Genomic DNA, 25,120 nt, shown 5'->3' on the forward strand with positions numbered 1-25,120 from the left:
TCGATACGAAAGCAGAACCCTGTGGCGAGGGGGCAAGCCCCCTCGCCACAAAAGCCCCCTCGCCACAGGTTTTTCATCGTTCGTTCACGCAATGGCCATCCGGCGCTCCAGCAAGTCTTCCAACTCATTCAGCAACTCATCACCACGCAGCAATTCGTAATGCCCGCCGGCCAACAGGCGATCGACGCCTCGGCTGCCGACCTGCGCCTCGAACACCCTGCGCTCTTCGTCGCGCTCAGCTATCCACCAGCGATGCGTCGAAGCTTGAACCACCGGCAACTGCCGATGTGCCAGCGCCAATTGCTTGAGGCGTGAACCGGTAGCGAAGATCTGCGTGAGCTCCCCCGCGCCCAATGCGACTTGTTCATTGGAACCGTGCAGGGCCGCCTCGATCACGGCAATGGAGCCCGCGCGCTCGTCCAAGTCAGCGGCTTTCCGCGCGATCAATGCCTGTGCCTCATCGGCCGGCAACCCGAGCACAAACGTCAGGAAGTCGCCCAGATCCTCGCGCCAGTCCCCCGCTTCAGCGGTGCCTGCCACGTAGCTGTCGACCAGCCCGGCAAACGCAACCGTTTCACCCCGGGATTCCAGGTCGTGAGCAACCAGTTGCGTCAACGCACCGCCCAGCGACCAGCCCAACAAGTAATACGGCCCCTTGGCCTGTTGACTGCGAATCCGCTGCGCATAGGCTTGCGCCATGGCCAGCAGCGACTCGTCCTGCCACTGCGGGTCCAGCAACATCCGGCATTGAACGCCGTACACCGTGCGCCGTCCTTCCAGACGTCGCGCCAGCGGCTCGTAATCGAACACCGTGCCGAAACCCGCGTGCAGGCAAAACAGCGCCGGCACGTTGGGGATTCGCGCATTCAGCGCCAGCAAGGGGTCCGGCGCGGTCGCCGGTTCTGCCACCTGATAGCCACTGAGTTCGGCGATGCAGGGTTTCTGCATCAGATCCCGCAGCTTCAATTCGAAGCCCAATTGCGGCTGACTGCGCACCCGCGAAATCACTTTGAGCACCTGCAACGAATCGCCGCCGAGTTCGAAGAAGTTGTCATCGATGCCCACGTTCGGCACGCCGAGCACCTCTTGCCAGATCGCGGTCAGCGCTGTTTCCAGCGGATTGCGCGGCGCACGGTAGCCGCCCAGCGCCCATTCAGGGGTTGGCAGTGCACGACGATCAAGCTTGCCGTTGGCCGACAGCGGGAAGCGCTCCAGCAGCATGATCCGCGCCGGCACCATGTAATCCGGCAGTTGTGTTTGCAGTTCAGACTTCAAGCGACGATCCAGCCCGACTGCGCCGTCCGCCACCACATAACCGACCAATTGCTTGCCGGTCGGCGTGTCATGGACCACCACGGCGGCATCCAGCACGCCCGCGCACTCACGCAGACGCGCTTCAATCTCGCCCGGTTCGATACGGAAACCACGGATCTTCACTTGCTGGTCGAGCCGTCCCAGGTAGTCGATCAACCCGCACTCGCGCTGGCGCACCAGGTCGCCGGTGCGGTACATGCGGCCACCGGCGTCGAACGGATCGGGGATGAAACGCTCGGCGCTCATGCCCGGGCGTTGGTGATAACCCCGCGCCAGGCATTCGCCGCCCAAATACAGCTCGCCGCTGACGCCCACCGGCAACGGATTGAGGTCGGCGTCGAGCACGTACACACCACGCCCGGCCACGCCGCGCCCAATCGGTGCGTACGCCGCGTCGCCGGTTTCGCTGGCTTCGGCGCGCCACAACAGCGGCGTGACCACGGTTTCGGTCGGGCCATAGCCATTGACCAGTCGCTGCGGACGCAAGGCGCGCTTGACCTGTTCGAAACTGGCGTCCGGCACCGCGTCGCCGCCAAAGCAATACACCTCGACCGCTGGCGGATTGCCCAGACGCTCGGCGACTTCGGCCATTTGTTGCAGGTACGCCGGCGGGAAGCAGGCGACGGTGACGGCGTGACGCTGCAACACCTCAAGGGTCTGTTCCGGGGTCCACAAAGTGTCCTCGCGGATCACCAGGCTGCCGCCGGCTAACAGCACGCTCAGCCAACGCTCCTGAGCGCCGTCGAAGGCGAACGACATGAAATGCAATTCACGGCTGCGCGGTGCCAGTTCGTAAAGCTCAATGATGCCGCGGCAATGCCGGGCAATCGGTCCACGTTCCACGGCCACACCCTTCGGTTGACCGGTGGAGCCGGAGGTGTAGATCAGGTACGCCAGATGCCCCGGCAACGGGTTGGAAACCGGGCACGCCACGTTATCGGCAACGCGCAACTGATCGAGCAGCAGGCGTGGCGGGCTATCCGCCAACGGCAGCCGTTCGCCCAGATCACTGTCGCAGAGCAACAGGCTCGCGGCCGAATCGCTCAACATATAAGCCAGTCGTTCGGCCGGGTACGCGAGGTCCAGCGGCAGGTAAGCCGCGCCGGCCTTGAGCACCGCGAGGAACGCGACAATCGTGCGTTCGGAACGCGGCAACGCTACCGCCACCAGACTTTCCGGTCCGATACCCCGATTGATCAGTTGCTGCGCCAGGCCATTCGCCTGCGCCTCAAGCCTGGCGTAACTGACGTGCCGATCCTCGCAGACCAAGGCGATTTTCTGCGGCTGCGTTTGTACATGCTGATTGAACGCGTGCAGCACATCGGTGCTGTTGATCGACGCTTGCGGCAGGCTGATGCGCGATTCAGGCAAGCCAATATTGCCAAGCAGACACGTCGCATCCGCCGGCAACGCACGCAACAACCCTTCGAGCTGCGCACGAATCCGCTCCACGTCCACGTCGCTGAAGCGATCACGCAGGAACAGGTATTCGACTTCCAGGCCTTCTTCGTTGGCGCTGACCATCAAGTCCATCGGGAAGTTGGTCACGCCGCCACTGCCGACCTCGGCAAAGCGCAACTCACCTTCCTCACCGCCGCGCAGCGCACGGTCGACCGGATGGTTTTCGAACACGATGATGCTGTCGAACAAGCCCTGGCCACCCTGCCCGGCCCAGCGCTGGATGTCCGACAACGGCGTGTGCTCGTAGTCGCGGACCATCAGGTTGTAGTCCTGCAACTCGCGCAGCCACTCGCCCAACGGCTGTTGCGGATCAAGGGTCTGGATCACCGGCAAGGTGTTAATGAACAGACCGAGCATGTCTTGCGCCCCGGCCAATCCGGTCGGACGCCCGGCCACCGTGGCGCCGAACGCTACGCTGCGCTGGCCGCTGTGGCGTTGCAACAGCAGCAGCCAGGCGCCTTGCACCAGCGTGTTCAGCGTCACGCGTTGGCGCTTGGCGAAGCTGTGCAGTTTGCGCGTCGCCTCGCTGTCGAGGTTGCTGTACATCACGCCGTGGCCGGAACCTGCGGCACCCGAGGCCTTGGCCAGAATGGTCGGTTCTTCAAGCAACGCCAGGCGTTCGCGCCAGAAGCCTTCGGCCTGTGCGCCGTCCTGACGTTGCAGCCAGGCGATGTAATCGGCGTAACGACCGGTCAGCGTCGGCAAGGTGTTGTTGTGGTACAGGCGCAGCATGTCGCCCAACAGCCGCGAGGCACTCCAGCCGTCGAGCAGCAAGTGGTGGTAAATCCAGATCATCTGGTAACGGTCATCACCGAGGCGCACCAGGATGAAACGCATCAACGGCGGGCAGCTCAGGTCGAAACCCTTGGCCTGTTCCGCTGCCGCCAGGTCCTTCAACGCCTGCTCAGTGTCGCTACGCTCACGCCAGTCGAGTTCTTCAATCGGCAACTCAACGTCGGCGAACACCGCTTGCAGCGGATCGGCCAAGCCATCGCGCCAGCGGAACGCCGCACGCAGCACTTCGTGACGCTCAACCAAGGCCTGCCAGGCCGCGCGGAAACGCGGCACCTGCAAACCGTCCACCGCCACGCTCAGCTGGTTGACGTAAGGGTTGAGCTCCGGTGAGTCCAGGCAATGGAACAACATGCCTTGCTGCATCGGCGACAACGGATACACGTCTTGCAGGCCTTCACGGGCGGCAACGTCGATGTGCGGCACCAGCGCAAACGCCGGGACTGTCGGCGCGTCAACCAACGTGGCTTCACGACTGCTGGCCACCGCGGCCAACGCGCGGATGGTCTGTTGTTCGAACAGTTGCTTTGGACTGAACACCAACCCGCGTTGCCCGGCACGGCTCACCGCTTGCAGCGAGATGATCGAATCCCCGCCCAGTTCAAAGAAGTTTTCGGTGACGCCCACCGATTTCAGCCCCAGCAGTTCCTGCCAGATGTCCACCAGCAGCGCTTCGGCCGGCGACGCGGCAGCGACGTGATCGTGCTGCTGCCGAGTGGCCTCAGGCGCCGGCAAGCCTTGGCGATCAAGCTTGCCGTTCGGCGTCAGCGGCAACGCGGCCAGGCACATCAAATGCGCCGGCAGCATGTGCGCCGGCAATCGGCTGCGCAGATGAGCCGTCAGCGCTTCACGCAGGTCCTGCTCATCGGCGAGCGGATCGCACGGCACCACGTAACCGACCAATTGGCGGCTGACCGGGCCGTCGCGGTCGATCACGAAGGCTTCACGCACGCCTTCATGTTCAAGCAGGCAGGCTTCGATTTCGCCGAGTTCGATACGGAACCCGCGAATCTTCACTTGCTGGTCGATCCGGCCAAGGTACTCAACGACGCCATCGGCACGGAACCGTGCAAGGTCGCCACTGCGATACAAACGTGCGCCCGGCACGAACGGATCCGGCACAAAGCGTTCAGCCGTCAAATCGGGACGTTGATGGTAACCTCGGGCGACGCCCTCGCCGCCCAGGTACAACTCACCCGCGACGCCGACCGGCAGCGGCTGCAAACCGCCGTCCAGAATATAGGCGCTGCGCTTACCGACCGGCCGGCCAATCGGCATGAACGCCGAGTCGAATTCGGTACCCGGGTACGCCAGCCAGATCAGCGGCGTGATCACCGTCTCGGTCGGTCCATAACCGTTGATCAGGCGTTTCGGTTGCAGCACCTGCTGCACTTCATCGAAGGCATGTTTGGCCATGCCTTCACCGCACGGGGTGTAGGAACGGATCGGCAGATCACGCCCCGCCTCACCCATGAAATCGGCGATCTGCGCCAGATAGCTCGGGGTGAAACAGGCGATGGTGATGCGGTGTTTTTCGATCTCGGCGCAGGTGCGCTCCACACTCCACAACTCATCGTCACGGGGCATCACCGCCGAACCGAATACCAGCGGCGTCAGCCAGCGTTCGTGGGCGCCATCGAAGCTGATCGAGGCGAATTGCAGCTCGCGGTCGTCCGGTGTCATGCCGTACAACTCGCCAATCGACAGGCAATGCATGGCCAGCGGACCGTGGGCGACGCTGACGCCTTTCGGCCGGCCGGTGGAGCCCGAGGTGTAAATCAGGTAGGCGAGGTTTTCACCACAGGTCAGGTTGACCGGGTTGGTGTCAGCCATCGATTCCAGCGGTTCGCGGTCGACTTCCAGCACCGCCAGACCTTGCGGCAGCGGCAGTTTTTCCCGCAGCCACGACTGGCTGATCAGCAGCGCAATGCCGCTGTCTTCCATCAGGTAGCGCAAGCGTTCAGCCGGATATGCCGGGTCCAGCGGCACGTAGGCGCCGCCGGCCTTGAGGATCGCCAACAAGCCGATGATCATGTCCGGCGAGCGCTGCATCGCCAGGCCGACCGGCACTTCCGGGCCGATGCCCAATGCGCGCAGGCGATGGGCCAGTTGGTTGGCGCGACGGTTGAGTTGGTCGAAGCCCAGTTCCAGGTCGTTGAAGATCACCGCCGTGGCGTGCGGGCGGATAACCGCCTGGGCCTCAATCAATTGATGCACGCACAGCGGGTTCTCCGTTGCGGTGAACGCGGGGTTCCACTCGAGCAATTGTTGCGCGCGTTCTGCTGCGGTCAGCAGCTCCAGTTCACTCAATGCAGCCTGTGGCGCGGCGACCATCGCCGTCAGCAGCGCGGCCAGATGCTCGCTCATGCGGGCAATCGCTTCGGCGCTGAACTGAGCGCATTGGTAGCTCCAGTTCAGGCTGAGCTGGCTTTCGGCAGTCACCGCCAACGTCAACGGGAAGTTGGTGCGTTCATGGTTCTGCGGAATCGAGAAGCTCAACCCGGCCGGTGCACCCTGTTGCAACGCTTCGGCCACCGGGAAGTTCTCGAACACCAGCAGGCTGTCGAACAGCGCCTCGCCGGCACGCCCGGCCCAGCGCTGAATATCGCTCAACGCGGTGAATTCATGCTCACGCAGTTCGAGGTTCTGCGCCTGCAAGCGGCTCAGCCACTGGTCGACGCTTTCAAGCGCATCCGGCGTGCTGATCACCGGCAAGGTGTTGATGAACAGCCCCAGCTGGCTTTCGGCCCCCGGCAAATCCACTGGTCGTCCCGCCACGGTCGCGCCGAACGCCACGCTGCGCTGGCCGCTGTAGCGTTGTAACAGCAGCGCCCACGCGCCTTGGACCAAAGTGTTGAGCGTGACTTTTTGCTGACGGGCGAATTTGCTGAAACGTTGGCTGGTGGCGACGTCGAACGTCTGGCGATGGTCGCCGAACGTTGCCGTCGACAGGTTTTTACCGCCGCCATGGGCCAGGCTCTGCGCCAACAAAGTGGGGTTGTCGAGGTTGGCCAGTTGCTCGCGCCAGAACAGTTCATCAGCTTGCGCATCCTGACGTTGCAGCCAGCCGATGTAATCGGCAAAACGCCCGGTGGGTGCGTGTACTTCCTGCCCGGCATAGCGCTGCAAGACTTCGCTCAGCAGCAGCGAATTACTCCAGCCATCCAGCAACAGGTGATGGTGGGTGTAGATCAGTTGCTGACGCTCATCGTCGAGTCGCACCAGGGTCAAGCGCATCAACGGCGCTCGGGTCGGATCGAGTTGCAGGCGTTCGTCGTCAATCAATTGAATCAACGCTTCGGCCTGATCGTTGCGGCCGCGCCAGTCGAGACAGGTCATCAGCAGTTGCAGATGACGATGGACCAACTGCACCGGCGCTTCAAAACCGTCGGGGAAGTGGAAACTGCTGCGCAGGATCGGATGGGTGTCGAGCACCGCTTGCCACGCGCGCCCCAGTCGTTCGGCATCGAGGCCACGGGCTTCGACGCTGACCTGGTTAACGTAAGCGCCAGACTCTGACTCATACAGGCTGTGGAACAACAGACCGGCTTGCATCGGCGACAGCGGATACACGTCCTCGATTTGCGCCGGCGGCACCGGCAGACCATCGAGTTGCGCCTGGGTCAGCCGCGCCAGCGGGAAGTCCGCCGGGGTCACGCCGCCTGCGCCATCGCTCAGGCAATGGGCAATCAGCGCCAGCAATTCATGCCGGAAATCTGCCGCCAGAGCTTCGATCTCACCCAGGTCGAAGCGTTCGCGGCTGAAGGTCCAGTCGAGTTTTAGTTCGCCGCCATAGACCTGACCGTCCACCGACAGCCAGTTCGGCAACGGTGCGTCCGCCGATTGCGCGGCACCGCTGGATTCGCGGGCCAGGGTGAACAATGCGTCTTCGGCAAAGCTCTGGTCGAACTGGCCAAGGTAGTTGAACGTCACCCGCGCCTGCGGCAACGCGGCCAATGCCGCTTGGGTCGACGCATCGCCCATGTAGCGCAACAGGCCGTAGCCCATGCCTTTGCCGGGGATTTCGCGCAGCTGTTGCTTGATGGCTTTGATCGAACCGGCCAGGTCGGCGGTCGGCGTCAGGCGTACCGGGAACAGGCTGGAGAACCAGCCGACGGTGCGGGTCAGGTCGATGTCGTCGAACAGCTCCTCGCGGCCATGGCCTTCGAGCTGAATCAGCGCCGAATCGTGCCCGGTCCAGCGGCTGAGGGTGCGGGCCATTGCGGTCAGCAGCAGGTCGTTGACTTGCGTGCGGTAGATCGCTGGCGCCTGTTGCAGCAATTGGCGGGTTTGTTCGCGGTCCAGCCCGATGCTGACACCCTGGCGCAGATGCCCGGCCTGACGGGCGTGTGCGTTGGCGGCTGGCAGCGAATCATTGGCGACGCTCAGTTGCGCCTGCCACCAGTTCAGTTCGTCAGCAGCGGTTTCGGAACGGGAATAGGCATCAAGCTTGTCGGCCCAGGCCTGGAAAGCGCTGGTCTTCGGCGGCAGTTCTTGTCCTTGGTAAGCAGCTTGCAAATCTTCCAGCAACACCCGCCAGGACACACCGTCCACCGCCAAATGGTGGATCACCAAGAGCAAACGCTGGGAACCATCGGCCTGCGCAATCAACGCCACGCGCAGCAATGGACCGTCCTGAAGGCTGAGGCTGCGTTGCGCTTCATCGCACACCGATTCCAGCGAGGCATCACTGGCCACGCGGGCGGTCCAGAGCATGTCGATCACATCGCAGCTGTCGGTTCCGACATAACGCGCCGACCATTGGCCGTCGACCTGACTGAAGCGCAAACGCAGGGCATCGTGTTGATTGAGCAGGCGTTGCAGCGCGGCTTGCAGGCGTGGCAGCTCGAGGGTTTCATGCGGGGTCAGCAACACGGACTGGTTCCAGTGCGCGCGTTGCGCGATGGGCTCGGCGAAGAACCAGCGCTGGATCGGCGTGAGCGTTTGCACGCCGTCCACCGGCCCTTGTTGCGCCAGCGGTGCCGCGTGTTCTTTGACCACAGCGGCCAGCGCTTGCAAGGTCTGTTGCTGGAACAGGTCACGCGGTTGAAGGCTCAGCCCCGCACGGCGCGCGCGGCTGACCACTTGAATCGAGATGATCGAGTCGCCGCCCAGTTCGAAGAAGTTGTCCTGACGCCCGACCTGTTCCACGCCCAACACGTCCTGCCAGATCTGCGCCAGCACCTGTTCATGTTCGCTGCGTGGCGCTTCGAAGGCGCGCTGGCTGACGTGCGCGGTGGGCGCGGACAGGCGTTTGCGGTCGAGTTTGCCGTTGGGGCTGAGGGGCATTTGTTCGATCAGCACGGTCTGCGCCGGCACCATGTAGTCCGGCAGGCTGGCGAGCAGATGGCTTTTCAGGGTTTCGCGCCACGCGCCTTGTTGCCCGGCAGTGGCGTCCAGCAGTGCGCGATCCTGCGGCACGAGGAACGCGACCAATTGTTTGCCACTCGGGCCGTCGAGGGCCAACACCACGGCGTCCTGCACATCGGCATGCTCTTGCAGGCGCGCTTCGATTTCGCCCAATTCGATACGCAAACCGCGAATCTTCACTTGGTGGTCGATACGGCCGCAGTAATCGATGGCACCGTCTGCGCGATAACGCGCCAGGTCTCCGGTGCGATACAGGCGCTCGCCGCTGCCGAACGGATCGACCACGAAACGCTCGGCGGTCAACGCGCCGCGACGGTGATAACCGCGCGCCAGGCCGACGCCACCGAGGTACAACTCGCCCACCGCGCCCAGCGGCAACGGTTGCAGTTCACTGTCGAGGATGCAGGTGCGCAGGTTGGCGATCGGGCGACCAATCGGCACGCTGTCGCGGCCTTCTTCCACGCAGGTCCAGTGGGTCACGTCGATGGCTGCTTCGGTCGGGCCATAGAGGTTGTAGAGATTAACTTGCGGCAGGCTGCGCAAGGTCTGGCGTTGCAGTTCCATCGGCAACGCTTCACCGCTGCAAATGATCCGTGTCAGCGAGGTGCAGGCCAACGACTCGTCGGCACCGATGAACGCGGAAAGCATCGAGGGCACGAAGTGCAGCGTGGTGATTGCTTGCTCGACGATCAACGCGGCGAGGCGTTGCGGATCGCGATGCTCACCCGGCGCAGCGATGACCAGCGTGGCGCCTTTCGTCAAAGGCCAGAAAAACTCCCACACCGACACGTCGAAACTGAACGGTGTTTTTTGCAGCACGCGGTCGCTCGGCAGCAGGTTGTAGGCGTCTTGCATCCACTCCAAACGGTTATGCAACGCTACGTGCCGGTTGCCCGCGCCTTTGGGTTTGCCGGTGGAACCGGAGGTGTAGATTACGTAGGCGAGGTTTTCGGCGATGGCGAGGTTGGGCAAATCAGTGCCCGGCAGATCGCTCAGCCAGTCGTCCTCGGCGCGCAGGCACAAGGTCCGTACGTTATCAGGCGTAGGCAATTGCGCCAGCAGATGCTCCTGAGTCAGCAGCAACGAAATGCCACTGTCTTCGATCATGTAGCCCAGGCGATCCAGCGGGTATTCCGGGTCCAGCGGCACATACGCGCCACCGGCCTTGAGAATCGCCAACAGGCCGACCACCATTTCAAACGAACGCTCGCAGGCAATCCCGACGATCACTTCCGGGCCGACACCCTGAGCTCGCAGGTGATGGGCCAGGCGGTTGGCGCGCTGGTTCAATTCGGCGTAACTCAAGCTCTGGCCCTGGAACACCAGCGCTGTCGCCGCCGCATTGTCAGCCACACGCGCTTCGAAATGACGCTGCACGCAGACCTCGCCTGGATAGGCCTGTGCGGTGTCATTGAGGTCATCAAGAATATGCAGACGCTCGTCGGCGTCCAGCAGCGGCAACTCGGCGAGCGGGCATTGCGGGTTCGCCAGCACGCCGGCCAACAGGTTGCGCCAATGACGGGCCAAGTCCTTGATGCGCTCGGCGTCAAACAGATCCGTGGCATAGGTCAGGCTGGCGAACAGCTTGTCGCCCTCCTCCTGCGTGTCCAGTTGCAGGTCGAATTGCGTGGTGCGCGCCGTGGCGTTCAGCGCTTCGACCCGCAGCCCGGCGAGCAAGCCGCTGACCGCCGCCGGTTTGGTTTGCTGGTGGTTGAACATCACCTGGAACAACGGGTTGTGGCTGAGGCTGCGTTCACCTTGCAGCGCCTGCACCAGACGCTCGAACGGCACGTCCTGATAATCCTGGGCGTCCAGCGACGCGGTGCGGGTCTGGTCGAGCAATTGGCTGAATGGAAGGCGTCCATCGAGTTCGGCACGCATCACCTGGGTGTTGACGAAGAAGCCGATCAGGCCACGGGTTTCCGCGCGGTTGCGGTTGGCCATCGGCACGCCGACGCGCACGTCGGGCTGGCCGCTGTAGCGATAGAGCAAGGCCTGGAAGCTCGCCAGCAACAACATGAACGGCGTGACACCGCGCTGTTTGGCCAAGGTCATCAGGCCGCTGGCCAACGTGGCATCAAGGGCGAAATCCAGACGCGCGCCGCGCTGGCTTGGTTGCGCCGGGCGTGGGCGATCGGTCGGCAATTCCAGCAGCAGTTGTTCACTGCCCAGCGTGTTGCGCCACCAATTGAGCTGGCGCTCCAGTTCACCCGCTTCCATCCAGCGGCGTTGCCACAGGGCGTAATCGGAATAGTGGATTGGCAGCGGTTGCAGTGCTGCGTTCTGCCCTTGGCAATGCGCCGCGTAGAGCCGGGAGAATTCCTCCACCAACACACCCATCGACCAGCCATCAGTGACGATGTGGTGCAGGGTCAACGACAGCACGTGGTCTTCGGCATCCAGTTGCAACAGGCTAACCCGCAGCAAAGGACCGTGTTGCAAATCGAACGGGCGAGCGATTTCCAACTCGACGTTTTTCATCGCGAGATCGAGGCGAGTTTCTTGAGGTTCGCCGCGCAGATCGATGTGCTCAATCGACAGCGATGTGAACTCGGCCAGTGTCTGAATGACTAGACCGTCATTCTCGACAAACCGGCTGCGCAGGCTTTGATGGCGCTCCAGCAACACGTCAAAACTCTGCTGCAACGCCGCGACATTCAGCGGCCCGTGCAAGCGCAACGCCGCCGGGATGTTGTACGCAGCGCTCTGCGGATCAAGCCGCCAGAGAAACCATTGGCGCCGCTGCGCGTACGACAGTTCAAAGCTCGTTTGCGCCTCGGCAGCCGGCAGGATCGGCAATTGGCCAAAGCTCACGCCCTGCTCTTGCATGCGGTTCAGAAACTCGCGGCGCTTGTCGGCAGGCAGGCCGACGAAACGGCGGGCGATACGCTGGGCAGTGGTGTGTTCCATCAGTTGATCTCCATCTCGTCGAGAAGCGACTCAAGCGCATCAAGACGTGCATCGTTGTCAGCCGGGACGTGTTGCACGGCCATGGCGGCGTAAGCCTGCAAGTCGGTGGACTCGAACAGCGCGCGCAGCGGCAGCTCGATGCCCAGTTCCAGTTCCACACGGGCACTGGCCTGGGCGGCGAGCAACGAATGCCCGCCCAGTTCAAAGAAGTTGTCGCGCCGGCCGATCTGCGCCACGCCCAGCACCTCGGCCCAGATCGCCGACAGTTGCTGCTCGAGATCGCCTTCGGGAGTTTCGAACGGACGTTGCCAGTCCTCGGCATCCGGCACTGGCAAGGCCTTGCGGTCGAGCTTGCCGTTACCCGTCAGCGGCAAGGCGTCGAGCAGCAGCCAGTGGCTTGGCACCATGTAATCCGGCAAATCGACCTTGAGCGCAGTGCGCAGGTGATCGCGCCAGGCGATCGGGTCATCCGGGGTTTGCTCAGCCACGACGTAGGCGGTCACCTGCGCTCCGCCGTCGGCGTTATGGACGTTTAAGACCGCTTGGCGCACGCCCGGTTGGGTCAGCAACGCGGCTTCGATTTCGCCGAGTTCGATGCGGAAACCGCGAATCTTCACTTGCTGGTCGATGCGGCCGAGGTAATCGATGCTGCCGTCGGCGCGCTGGCGGGCCAGGTCGCCGCTGCGATAGAGGCGTTGCGACGTGTCGAACGGGCTTGGCACAAAGCGCTCGGCGGTCAGGCCGAAACGCCCGTGGTAACCGCGCGCCAGACCGGCGCCAGCGATGTACAACTCACCCGCGACGCCCACCGGCACCGGCTGCAACTGGCTGTCGAGCAAGTACCAGCGCAGGTCGCGGATCGGCAGGCCAATCGGGCTTTGCGCCTTACCGTCCAGGTCGGCCAGACGAATCGCGCGGTAGGTCACGTGCACCGTGGTTTCGGTGATGCCGTACATGTTGACCAGGGTGGGTTGCTGGTCGCCGAAGCGTTCGAACCAGGGTCGCAGGCTCGCAACGTCGAGGGCTTCGCCGCCAAAAATCACCTGCCGCAGGGCCATGCTGCGCGGGCTGGCGCAGGCAATCGGCAACAGTTGACGGAACGCACTCGGGGTCTGGTTCAACACCGTCACGCCTTCGTCGCAGAGCAAGCGGTGAAACGCTTGCGGCTCACGACTGATGTCATGCGGCACGATCACCAGGCGTCCGCCGGTGCACAGCGAGCCAAACAGCTCCCACACCGAGAAGTCGAAGGCGTAGGAATGGAACAGCGTCCAGACATCGTCCGGGCCGAAGTTGAACTCGGCGGCGGTGGCGCTCAGCAGACGACCGACGTTGGCATGGCTGAGCAATGCGCCCTTCGGCCGCCCGGTAGAACCGGAGGTGTAGATCACGTACGCGAGGTTGTCCGGGGTTGCCAGCGCTGGCAGGTTTTCGTCGCTGAAAGCGTCCAGTTGCAACGATTCCAGATTCAGCACCTGCACGCCATCGCGAGAGGGCAAACCGTCGATCAAGTGGTGTTGGGTCAACAGCAGCGTGATGCCGCTGTTGTCGATCATGTAGCTCAGGCGCTCCGCCGGATAATGCGGATCGAGCGGCACGTAGGCGCCACCGGCCTTGAGAATCGCGAGCAAGCCGACCACCAGCGGCATCGCCCGCTCAGTGGCAATACCGACGCGCACTTCCGGCCCGACGCCCTGCTCTCGCAGTGTGCGCGCCACTCGATTGGCCTGGGCATTGAGCGCGGCGTAGGTCAGTTGCTCGCCTGCGTAGACCAGTGCAATGGCGTTTGGCTGTTGTGCGGCTTGAGCTTCGAACAGTTGATGCAAGGTTGGCGACGACGGTTGTGCCTCGAATGCCGGGTTCCAGTGCTGAATCAATGCGTCGGATTGCGGCGCGTGCAGCATAGGCAGCCCGGCAACGCGTTGCTGTGGATCATCGACCACCGCGCGCAGCAGGTTCAGCCATTGCTCCCCGAAGCGCTGCATCGACGCTTCGTCGTACAGATCCGTGGCGTAAGTCAGGCAGGCATCCAGCGCTTCGCCTTGCTCCTGGGTGTCGAGTACCAAATCAAACTGGGTGGTCTGCTGCTGCCAGTGCAAACGCTCAACCTGCAAACCGGCCACGTTGCGCTCGACGCTGGCGCCCAACTGCTGCTGGTGGTTGTAGAGCACCTGGAACAACGGGTGGTGATTGAGGCTGCGGTCTGGTTGCAAGGCGTCGACCAGTTGCTCGAACGGCACGTCCTGATGGGCTTGCGCATCCAGGGCAACCTGTTTGACCTGCTGCAGCAACGCACTGAACGGCTGCTGTCCGTCGATCTCCGCACGCAGCACCTGGGCGTTGATGAAGAAGCCGATCAGTCCTTCGGTTTCGAGGCGCGAACGCCCGGCGCTTGGCACGCCGACGCTGATGCTCGCTTGCCCGCTCTGGCGATGCAGCAAGGTCTGGAAACTCGCCAGCAACAGCATGAACAGCGTGACCTGGTGTTCCTGGGCACGTTGGCGCAAACCGGCCAGCAGTTCTCGATCCACGTTTAGCATCAGGCTGGCGCCACGCTCGGAGCGACGGGCCGGACGGGTCAGTTCACTCGGCAATTCCAACGGCGTTTGGCTGCCGACCAGCTGTTCCCTCCACCATGCCAATTGCCGTGCGCCCTCGCCGGCCTCCAGCCAGTCGCGTTGCCAGCGGGCATAGTCGATGTAGTTAACCGGCAGGCTGGCCAAACCGGCAGCGCGACCGTCGACAGCCGCCTGATATAAAGCGCTGAACTCATCGACCATGATCTGCATCGACCAGCCATCGGCGGCGATGTGGTGCACGGTCAGGACCAGCACGAGTTCGTCGGTGTTTAGGTGCAACAGCAAGACCCGCCACAGCGGGCCATTGCGCAGGTCAAACGGCCGGGCGATTTCTTCCGCCACCGCGCTGTCGACCGACGATTGATCGAGCGTGCGCTGCTCCAGTTGCAGCGCCAACGTGTCGTGCAGCACCGAGCGCGCCTGCTGGTCATCCTGTTCAAAGGTGGTGCGCAGGGTTTGGTGACGGGCCTGCAATTGCGCGAAGGCTTGGCGCAAGGCATTGAGGTTGAGCAGGCCCTTGAGGCGCAACGCGGCGGGAATGTTGTAGGCCGGGCTTTGCGGGGCCAGCTGCCAGAGAATCCACTGGCGCTGTTGGGCGTAGGACAGCATCGGCGGTTGATCAACCGGTGCAGGTTGCAGGATCGGTTGGCCACTGACGTTCGCCAGCGTTGCTCGTTCGGCAAAATCCGCGAGATTCGCAGCCGAAAACAGGCTGTTCACCGACAGTTCAAGGTGCAATTGTTGACGCACCCGCGAGATCACCTGCAGCACCAGCAACGAGTGACCGCCCAGTGCAAAGAAATGGTCGTTGCGGCCTATTCGCTCGACCTGCAACACGTCCTGCCAGATCAACGCCAACTGCGTTTCCAGCCCTTGGGCCGGGGCCACGAAGTCACGCTGTACGTCGCTGGACTCAACACGCGGCAAGGCTCCGCGATCCAGCTTTCCGTTGGTGTTGAGCGGCAATCTGGCCAACAGGATCAGGTGGCTGGGCACCATGTATTCCGGCAACGACTGACGCAGAACAGCCTTGAGCCGTTCCAGATAGTCAGTTTCAGAAACAAGCGCATCGCTGGCCACGACATACGCCACCAGTTGCGTCCCGTCTTGGGCGATAACCGCCGCTTCACGCACGTCCTCGCGGGCTTGCAGGCAGGCTTCGATCTCGCCCATTTCAATGCGGAAACCGCGAATCTTCACTTGGTGATCGATACGGCCGACGTATTCCAGATTCCCTTCAGCGTTGTAGCGCACCAAGTCGCCGCTGCGGTACAGCCGCGCACCCGGCTCACGGGCGAACGGATCTGGCAGGAAGCGTTCGGCGGTCAGCGCCGGGCGATTGAAGTAGCTTTGCGCGAGGCAAGCCGATGCACCGATGCACAGCTCGCCGACGCCACCGTCGGGCAGCAATTGAGCGGAAGCATCCAGCACATACAACGCACGTCCGGCGATGGCGCGGCCAATCGGAATGCCAAACGCATCGCTGGCATCCTCGAGACGGCATTCGTGCACGCTGGACACCACGGTCGCCTCGGTCGGGCCGTAGGTGTTCAGCAGTCGCACGTGGATCAATCCAGCCTGATGCCACAAGCGCAAACCTTCGACCGACATCGCTTCGCCGCCGACATGCACCTGACGCAAATTGCCGAGATCGCGCACCACGCCGCTCGCGCAGTCGCGGGCCAGCAAGTACCAGTAAGCCGCTGGCAAGTCCGCCACGGTCACGCCTTGCTGGACGATTTCAGCCGCCAGTCGCCCGGCATCCCACAGCGCATCGCCACGCATGATCAACGCCGCGCCGACGCACAACGTCGGGAAGCATTGTTCGACGAAGCCATCGAAACTGAAGGTCGCGAACTGCAACACGCGGTCCGCCGCCGACAGCACCGAATAGTCGGCGGCGGATTGGCAGAACTCACGTAACGCGGCGTGGGCAATGGCCACGCCTTTGGGTCGGCCGGTGGAGCCGGAGGTGTAGATGACGTAGGCCAGGTCTTCGGCAACCGCATGGTTTTGCGGATCGTGTTCAGGGAAGCCGGTGTTGTCATCGAGGCTGAGACGGCGCACGCCTTTAGCATTTTCCAGCAGGCCGGATTCGCACAGCAGCACGTCGAGACAGCTGTCGTCGATCATGTAGGCCAGGCGTTCAGCCGGGTAGCTCGGGTCCAGCGGCACGTACGCCGCGCCGCTTTTCAGCACAGCCAGCAGGCTGACGATCAGTTGCGGCCCACGGTGCAGTGCCAGCCCGACACGTTTGCCGGGGCCGGCGCCGTTTGCAATCAGGCGATGGGCCAGGCGGTTGGCCTGGGTATTCAACTGGGCGTAGCTCAGGGATTGGCCGTCAACTTGCAACGCCAGCGCTTGCGGAGTGGCGACGGCCTGAGCGGCAATTTGTTCGTGGACCAACAAGGTGGTGGATAACTGAATCGGGGCCGGCTGACTGAGCGCAAGCAGCGCATTTTTGCCCTCGACATCGAGCAATTCCAGCGCACCCAAAGCCGCGTTTGGCAGCGCCATCAACTGAATCAGCAGATGCTTGAGGTTGGCCGACAACTTAGCGATCTGCGCCGCACTGAACCGTGCCGCGTCGAAGCTGAAGTCCAGGTTCAAACCTTCGCCCAGTTCGATGCCGAGGGTCAGCGGATAGTGCGTGCGTTCGTGGTTGTGCAGGTTGCCGAACGACAACCCGGCCGGCGCACCCTGCTTCAGCGCTTCGGCGACCGGGAAGTTTTCGAACACCAGAAGGCTGTCGAACAGCGCCGAACCCTGCTGCCCTGCCCAACCCTGAATGTCGTAAAGCGGCACATGCTCGAACTCACGCATGGCCAGGTTCAGCGCTTGCAGCTCGCCCAGCCATTGGCTGACGGTTTGCGCAGGCTTCATCACACAGACCAGCGGCAGCGTGTTGATGAACAGCCCGAGTTGTTCTTCGATCCCCGGCAACGGCGCCGAACGACCGGCGACGGTGGCCCCGAACACCACGCAATCCTGACCGGTGTAGCGGTGCAGCAATAGGCTCCATGCCGCTTGCAGCAGCGTGTTGAGGGTAACTTTCTGTTGACGCGCGAAGTCGGCCAGACGCTGGGTGGCGCGACGGTCGAGGGCCACTCGATACACTTCATTGCCCTCGGCACCCACGGGTGGACGCAAGGCTTCGGCGAGCAGGGTCGGCGTTTGCAGCGGCGCCAGCGCGGCTTTCCAGAAGTGCTCGCCAGCATCGGCGGATTGCTGCTGTAACCAGCTCAGATAATCGCGGTAGTGCCCGGTGGGTGCGGGCAGCGATTGCCCGGTGGCGTACTGGTGGATTACTTCGGCCAGTAGCTGCGCGTTACTCCAGCCGTCCATCAAAATGTGGTGGCTGGTGTAGATCAGGTGCCAGGCGTCAGTGTCGGTACGGACCAGTTTCAAGCGGAACAGCGGCGCGCAGCCCAATTCGAAACCCTGGGCGCGCTCGGTATCGGCGAGCGTATCGGTGTTGATCGCTTCCAGCACCTCGAGCGGCAACGCCACCTGACGGACAATCGCCTGATGCGCGGAGTCGAGGCCCTGCCAGTGGAAGCTGCTGCGCAGGATGTCGTGGCATTGCAGTGCAGTCTGCCAGGCGAGGGCAAAGCGCTGCGGATCGAGGCCTTGAATGTCCAGGCGCAACTGACTGATGTACGCGCCGACCTGCGGTTCGTAGAGCGTATGGAACAGCATGCCCTGCTGCATCGGCGACAGCGGATAAAGGTCCTCAAGCATCGCGACCGGCAATGCGTCGAGTTGTGCTTGCGTGATGCGCGCCAGCGGGAAGTCCGACGGCGTGGCTTGTGGCACTTCAACGGCGCAGCAGTGATCGATCAGCGCTGTCAGCTCCTGCGCATAGTCGTCCGCCAGACGCTGGATGGTCGCGGTGTCAAACATCTCGCGGCTGAAACCCCAGCTCAATGACAACTCGCCGCCGTAGACCTGGCCTTCGACGGTCAGCCAGTTGCCCAGCGGCGCCGACGGATCCTGCGCCACGCCGCTCCCTTCGGTGGACGGCACGAACATCGCGGCGTCGTCAAACTGGCGGTCGAACTGCCCCAGATAGTTAAAGGTTATGCGCGGTTGCGGCAGCGCGGCGAGCTCGGCGCGCATTTCCGGAGTACCGAGGTAGCGCAGTGCGCCGTAGCCGAGGCCCTTGTCCGGCACGCCGCGCAAGTGTTCCTTGATGGTTTTGATCGAGGCGCCGAGATCGCTCGACGGCACCAGGTTGACCGGGAACAGACCGGTGAACCAGCCCACGGTGCGGGTCAGGTCGATGTTGTCGAACAGGTCTTCGCGGCCATGGCCTTCGAGCTGAATCAGCGCGCTGCCCTGCCCGCTCCAGCGGCAAACCGCGCGCGCCAGGGCGGTCAGCAGCAAGTCGTTGACCTGGGTGCGATAGGCAGCCGGGGCACGCTGCAGCAGTTTGCGGGTGTGTTCGGCGTTGAGCTTGAGCTCGATTTTGTGTTCGAAACGGTTTTCCATTGCGCCGTTCGGGCGGTCGCAGGGCAGATTATTCGCTGCGTCTTTCAGTTGGCTCAGCCAGTAACCCAAGCTGGTTTCAAAGGCTGGAAGATGATCTTGCAGACGGGCGACCCAGCGCTGATAGGTGCTGGTTTTAACCAACGATACGTGGCCGTCTCTGTAGAACTGCTGAAGATCTTCCAGCAGTACGCGCCAGGAAACACCGTCCACCGCCAGGTGATGAATCACCAGCAACAGGCGCTGCATACCGTCAGCCATCGCCACCAGCAGCGCGCGCATCAGTGGGCCGTTTTGCAGATCGAGGCTGCGCTGGGCTTCATCGCACAGGGTGTTGAGTTCGTCGACGGAATGCGCCTGACGCTGCCACAGCACCGACTCCGTAGTCGGCGCGGCGTAGGTTTGCTGCCAGCCTTCAGCGGTTTGCTCGTAGCGCAGGCGCAAGCTGTCGTGGTGGGTCAGCAATTGCTCAAGGGCGTGGCCCAGCACCTCGGCGCTCAACACCTCGCGCGGTACCAGCAGCAGCGACTGGTTCCAGTGCTGGCGCTCCGGGATTGCCTGTTCGAAAAACCATTGTTGCACCGGCGCCAACGCCACCGCGCCGATTGCCGGTCCTTGGTCGTTCAATGCGTGTTTGCCGCTTCGGGCTGCTTGAGCGAGGCTGCGAATGGTCTGGTGCTGGAACAGGTCCTTGGGGCTCAACACGATCCCGGCCTGACGCGCGCGGCTGACCACTTGCATGGACACGATGGAATCGCCGCCCAGTTCGAAGAAGTTGTCTTCCAGACCGACGTTGTCGATGGCCAGCACGTCCTGCCAGATGACGGCGAGGGATTTTTCCAGTGCGCTACGTGGCGCGACGTGTTCGCGTTGTTGCTGCGAGCCATCAACCGCTGGCAACGCCTTACGGTCGAGCTTGCCATTGGGGGTCAACGGCAGGTGATCGAGGAACAGCAGAAACGCCGGCACCATGTAATCCGGCAGATGCTGGCGCAGCGCGGCTTTCAATGCTTCACGCTGAGTCGCTTGAGCGTCGATATCGACCAGCAACGCGGGATCGTTCGGCACGATGTAGGCCACTAATTGCTGGCCGTTGACCCCGACCTGCGCCAGCACCGCCAGTTCGCGCACGGTGTCCTGCTGCAACAGTCGCGCTTCGATTTCACCCAGCTCGATGCGAAAGCCACGGACCTTGACCTGATGGTCGATACGTCCCACGTATTGCAGCGTGCCATCGGCCTGAAAGCGCGTCAGGTCGCCGGTGCGGTACAGGCGCTCGCCGTTGCTGGCGAACGGGTTCGGCACATACTTTTCGGCGGTCATGCCCGGCCGCGCGAGGTAACCACGGGTGATGCCCGCGCCGCTCAGATAGAGCTCGGCAGACACGCCTTGCGGTACCGGTTGCAGTTCGGCGTCGAGCAAATAGCTGGCGGTGTGTTTGAGTGGTCGACCGATGTTCGCGCGGCCGCCGGCCGCACGTCGGGTCCAGGTCGAATACGTGGTGTCTTCCGACGGGCCGTACAGGTCGTAGACGTGTTCGACGGTCGGCTGCTGATACAGCGCGTCCACCAGGCTCTGTTTCAGCGGCTCGCCGGCCAGGTTGATGATGCGCACACTCGGCGGGATCTGCCCGTCGCGCTGCAACGCATTGATCGCCGACGGTACGGTGTTGATCAGGCGCACCAGATCTCGCGCCGGCAGTTGCGGCAACTCCAGGGCGTTGCGGGCGATGATCACCGAGCCGCCGTTGGCCAGGGTCACGAACAGTTCCCACACCGACAGGTCGAAGCACACCGAGGTCGAGGCCAGCACGCCTTGGATGTCTTCGCGGCTGTAGGCGGATGCCGACCAGTCGATCAGCGCCAGTACGTTGCGATGGGCGATGGCCACGCCTTTTGGCTGGCCGGTGGAACCGGAGGTGTAGATCACGTAAGCGAGGTTGTCCGGCGTGACGCCCGTTTCGGGGACGGTTGGCGGGTACTCAGCCCACGTGTTGTCGTCCAGCAGCAACACTGGGGTATCGGCTGACACGGTCAATGTTGCGGCGACCGATTGTTCTGTCAGCAGCACCAAGGCGCGGCTGTCTTCGAGCATGTAGGCGACGCGTTCGGCCGGGTAGTCCGGGTCCAGCGGCACGTAGGCGCCGCCGGCCTTGAGTACCGCCAACAATGCCACCAACAGGTTTTCCGAGCGCTGCATCGCTACGCCAACGCGCACTTCTGGGCCGACGCCCAATTCGATCAGTTTGTGCGCCAGGCGATTGGCCTGAATGTCGAGTTCGGCGTAAGTCAGCTGCTTGGTGCCAAAGGTTACCGCCCCTGCATTCGGACTGGCGGCAACTTGCTGGCCGATCAGTTCATGAATGCACCGGTCCTGTGCAAAGCTTTCGTCGGCGCAATTCCAGTCCTGCACGATGCGCTGGTATCCCGCGCTATCCAGCAGCGGTAAATCGCTGATGCGTTGCGTCGAATCACTGACCATGCCTTGCAGCAGACGCGTCCAGTGCTGCGCCATGCGCTTGATGGTGTCGGCATCGAACAGGTCGTTGGCGTACGTCAACGCTGCATGCAGTTTGCCGCTCTTTTCATAGGTATCGAGGGTTAGGTCGAACTGCGTAGTGCGCCCTTCCCACTCGATCACGCCCAGCGCGAGGCCAGACGCCGTGCTGACCGTGGCAATGTCCGCAACCTGCGGCTGGTGGTTGTACATCACCTGGAACAGCGGCGTGTGGCTGAGGCTGCGTTCCAGTTTCAGCGCTTCGACCAGACGTTCGAATGGCAAATCCTGATGGGCTTGGGCACCGAGCGCGGTTTCCTTGATGGCGCGCAACAAGTCGTCGACGCGGGTCTGACCGTCGAGTTGCGTGCGCAGCACCTGGGTGTTGACGAAGAAGCCGATCAGGCCTTCGATCTCGGCGCGATTGCGGTTGGCAATCGGCACGCCGACGCGGATATCGGTCTGCCCGGTGTAGCGGTACAGCAGCACGTTGAAGGCGCCGAGCAACAGCATGAACAGGGTGATGTTGTGTTTCTGCGCGGTGGCCCGCAGCTGTTCGGCTAGTTGTGCATCGACGGCAAATTCGTAACGCGTGCCGCGATAGCTCGGCATGGCCGGGCGCGGGTGGTCGATGGGCAATTCCAGCACCGGGTGTTCGTTGCCCAGTTGTGCTTGCCAATAATCGAGTTGGCGCGCCTGCTCACCCGCTTCCAGCCAGCGGCGTTGCCACAGGGCGTAGTCGCTGTACTGGATCGGCAATGGCGCGAGTGGCGATTGTGTACCCGCGTCGAACGCGTCGTAGCAGCGGATGAATTCGTCGATCAGCACGTTCATCGACCAGCCGTCGGAGACGATGTGGTGCAAGGTCAGCAGCAGTACGTGTTCCTGCTCGGCGAGTTTGAGCAAGGTGACGCGCAGCAACGGGCCGACTGACAGATCGAACGGCAGCACCGATTGCTGTTCGGCGGCTCGTGCGACGGCGAGTTCGCGCTCCGTGCCCGGGAGCGCACTGAAGTCCGCCTGATCGATGACCAGCGGCGCGCTGGCCGGCACTTGCAGCAAGCGGTCGTCGGCCTGGCGCTGGAACACGGTGCGCAGGGTTTCGTGACGCTCAACGAGACTGGCGAACGCTTGCTCCAGCGCGGGCTGATTCAGCCGCCCGGTCAGGCGCACCGCGCCCGGCAGGTGGTACGCGCCGCTGTGCGGGTCCAGCTGCCAGAGAAACCACATGCGTTGCTGGGCGTAGGACAAGGCCTGGCGATCCTCGGCGCAGGCGTCGGCCGGGATGGGAAACCGGGCGAAATCAATGCCCTCCTTGTGCAAGGCCGCAAGGAACATCTGGCGCTTTTCCAGGGGCAACCCGATAAACCGGCGAGCAAGTTTCAAGGCGTCTTCAGCATTCATTTCTAAGCATCCGGATCAGTGGCGGGAAGCACAAAGGCACGTCGTCCCTATAAAACGAATGCACACCGGAAAAATTAACGAATGAGAACAAGTATCAGGAAGGAAGAAATAGCGAGGGTTGAGGCGGGATGTGAAGTGAACCCCGTAGGAGCCGAGCTTGCTCGCGATAGCGGTGTATCTGTCGATATCAATGTTGAATATTAGTCCGCCATCGCGAGCAAGCTCAGCTCCTACAGGGATCGTGTCAGGCGCTGGCAGCCATGGCGTGGCGGCGGTGGTGGATGTCGAGCTGATCCTTGATCACCCGCAGCACCTTGGCCTCGTGTTCATGGATGAAGAAGTGACCACCACTGAGCATGTCCACGGAAAAACTGCCGTGGGTTTCCTTGCTCCAGCCGATCAGCTGTTCCGTGGTCGCGCGATCAGCCTTGCCGCCGAGCACGTGCACCGGGCATTGAAGCAAGGGGCGTTGCTGCGGTTCGAAGCGTCCGCACAGCAGAAAATCAGCACGCAAAACCGGAAGCGTCAGGGTCATCAGCTCTTCGTTAGCCAGCACTTCCTCGCTGGTGCCGTTGAGCGTGCGCAGTTGCTCGATCAGCTCGGCATCGGTTTTCGGCTCGGCGAAACCGCGATCATATTCAGCGCGCATCGTCGGCGCGGCGGTGCCTGAAACGAACAGCGCCACTGGTTCCGGGCAACCGAGCGAGCGCAACGCATGGGCCAGTTCACAGGCGAGCAAGGCGCCCAGGCTATGGCCGAATATCGCGTAAGGGGTTTTGAGCGTGGCGATGTGCTCCTGCGCGAGTTGCAGCGCCAGGCGTCGCATGTCGGTGTGCAATGGTTCGCCAAAGCGCGCACCACGGCCGGGCAGTTCCACCGGTTGCAGTGTGAGCCACTCCGGCAGTTTGCGCCGCCAGCGGCTGTAAACCATGGCGCTCGCGCCTGAATAGGGCAGGCACAGCAATGTCAGCTGGGTCACCGGGCTTACCTCGAAAAGGTGTCTATCAAGGGAACGGATGAGCGCCGAGGAGAATTAGTCGTACACATCCCCCTGGTAGGAGTGAGCCTGCAGGGCGTTGGTTATTTCAAATGACGGAAGCTTTGGACGGCGGAAATGAGGACAACCAGACCGGCAGCTATCGCCACCCAAAACCCGCTACGCGCCCCGAACGCATCCACCAGCCATCCCGAGCTCGCCGCGCCAACCGCCACGCCAATACTCAACCCGGTCACCAGCCAGGTCAGGCCTTCCGTCAGCTTGGCCGGCGGCACGATGCGCTCCACCAGGGCCATGGCGACGATCAAGGTCGGCGCAAAAAACAGCCCGGCCACGAACACTGCCAACGACAACCCGAGAATGTTGCTCGCCAGCAACAACGGCAGCGTCGTCAATGCCGTCGCCACCCCGCTGTACAGGAACAATCGCGGCAAGGGCACCTTCGAGCGCAAGGCCCCGAACGCCAGCCCGGCGATGCATGAACCAATCGCATACACCGACAACACAATGCTCGCTGCCGCCGGTTGGCCCTGCTGCTGGGCGAACGCCACACTGACCACATCGACCACGCCAACAATGATGCCCATGGCGACCATCAGCAGCATCAGCCACTGAATCTCGACGGAACGTATGATCGAGACTTGCTGGTGTTCTTCATAGGGATGAATGGCCGGCTCGGTGTCGCGCTGCAGGACGAACGCTGTGACGCCGATCGCCAACATCAACAAGGCAGCGAGCGGTCCAGCCTCGGGGAACGCCACCACACACAAGCCCACCGACACTGGCGGCCCGACGATAAAGCAAACCTCGTCCAGCACCGACTCCAGGGCATAGGCGGTTTGCAGTTCGGGCTGGCCGCGATAGACCTCGGTCCAGCGTGCCCGCACCATCGCCGACATGCTGGGCATGCAACCGGCCAGCGCGGCGAACACGAACAGCGTCCAGTGCGGCGCCTGCAAACGGGTGCACAGCAACACCAACAACAACGCCCCGCCACCGATCAGCGCCGAAATCGGCAGGATCCGGCGTTGGCCGTAGCGGTCGACCAATCGTGAGACCTGTGGCGCACAGAAGGCTGTGGCCAGAGCAAACGTCGCCGCCACAGCACCGGCCAGTCCATAGCCACCCTGCAATTGCGCGAGCATGGTGATCAGGCCGATGCCGGTCATGGAAATCGGCATGCGCGCGATCATGCCGGCCAGCACGAAGGCTCGGCTGCCAGGGGCTTTGAACAGAGCGCGGTAAGGATTAGCCATGGCTTGCGGGTCTCGACAGGGGTCTGCAAATTGCCATAAGGCTGATTGAGGGG

4 protein-coding genes and 2 pseudogenes are annotated in these 25,120 nt (G+C 62.9%); all 6 read right to left on the reverse strand.

Annotated elements, in window-relative coordinates; genetic code table 11:
- Positions 1-84 precede the first annotated feature (84 nt).
- Positions 85-11,847 carry an amino acid adenylation domain-containing protein gene (locus NL116_RS21055; protein ID WP_494373872.1) on the reverse strand — a complete coding sequence of 3,921 codons (11,763 nt, stop codon included), beginning with the start codon at positions 11,845-11,847 and terminating at the stop codon, positions 85-87.
- On the reverse strand, positions 11,847-12,254 hold the full coding sequence (locus NL116_RS21060) for a phosphopantetheine-binding protein (protein ID WP_494378106.1): 408 nt from the start codon (positions 12,252-12,254) through the stop codon (positions 11,847-11,849). The genes NL116_RS21055 and NL116_RS21060 overlap by 1 nt, the downstream gene beginning before the upstream one ends.
- Positions 12,240-13,751: pseudogene (locus NL116_RS21065) on the reverse strand (amino acid adenylation domain-containing protein); the annotation flags it as partial. The pseudogene NL116_RS21065 and the gene NL116_RS21060, both read right to left, overlap by 15 nt.
- A gap of 39 nt (positions 13,752-13,790) precedes the next feature.
- A pseudogene (locus tag NL116_RS21070) lies at positions 13,791-22,814 on the reverse strand (amino acid adenylation domain-containing protein); the annotation flags it as partial.
- A gap of 244 nt (positions 22,815-23,058) precedes the next feature.
- Entirely contained in the window at positions 23,059-23,793 is a 735-nt protein-coding gene (locus NL116_RS21075) for a thioesterase II family protein (RefSeq protein ID WP_494373873.1), read from the reverse strand.
- Positions 23,794-23,894: 101 nt separating this feature from the next.
- Entirely contained in the window at positions 23,895-25,067 is a 1,173-nt protein-coding gene (locus NL116_RS21080) for an MFS transporter (RefSeq protein WP_494373874.1), read from the reverse strand.
- Between the last annotated feature and the right edge of the window lie 53 nt (positions 25,068-25,120).

It is taken from the genome of Pseudomonas sp. FBCC-B1667, from assembly GCF_059133255.1.

Coding starts and splice junctions, on each gene's coding strand:
- NL116_RS21080 (WP_494373874.1), bottom strand. CDS start 25,067: ATGGCTAATCCTTACCGCGCTCTGTTCAAAGCCCCTGGCAGCCGAGCC.
- NL116_RS21060 (WP_494378106.1), bottom strand. CDS start 12,254: ATGGTGCCAAGCCACTGGCTGCTGCTCGACGCCTTGCCGCTGACGGGT.
- NL116_RS21055 (WP_494373872.1), bottom strand. CDS start 11,847: ATGGAACACACCACTGCCCAGCGTATCGCCCGCCGTTTCGTCGGCCTG.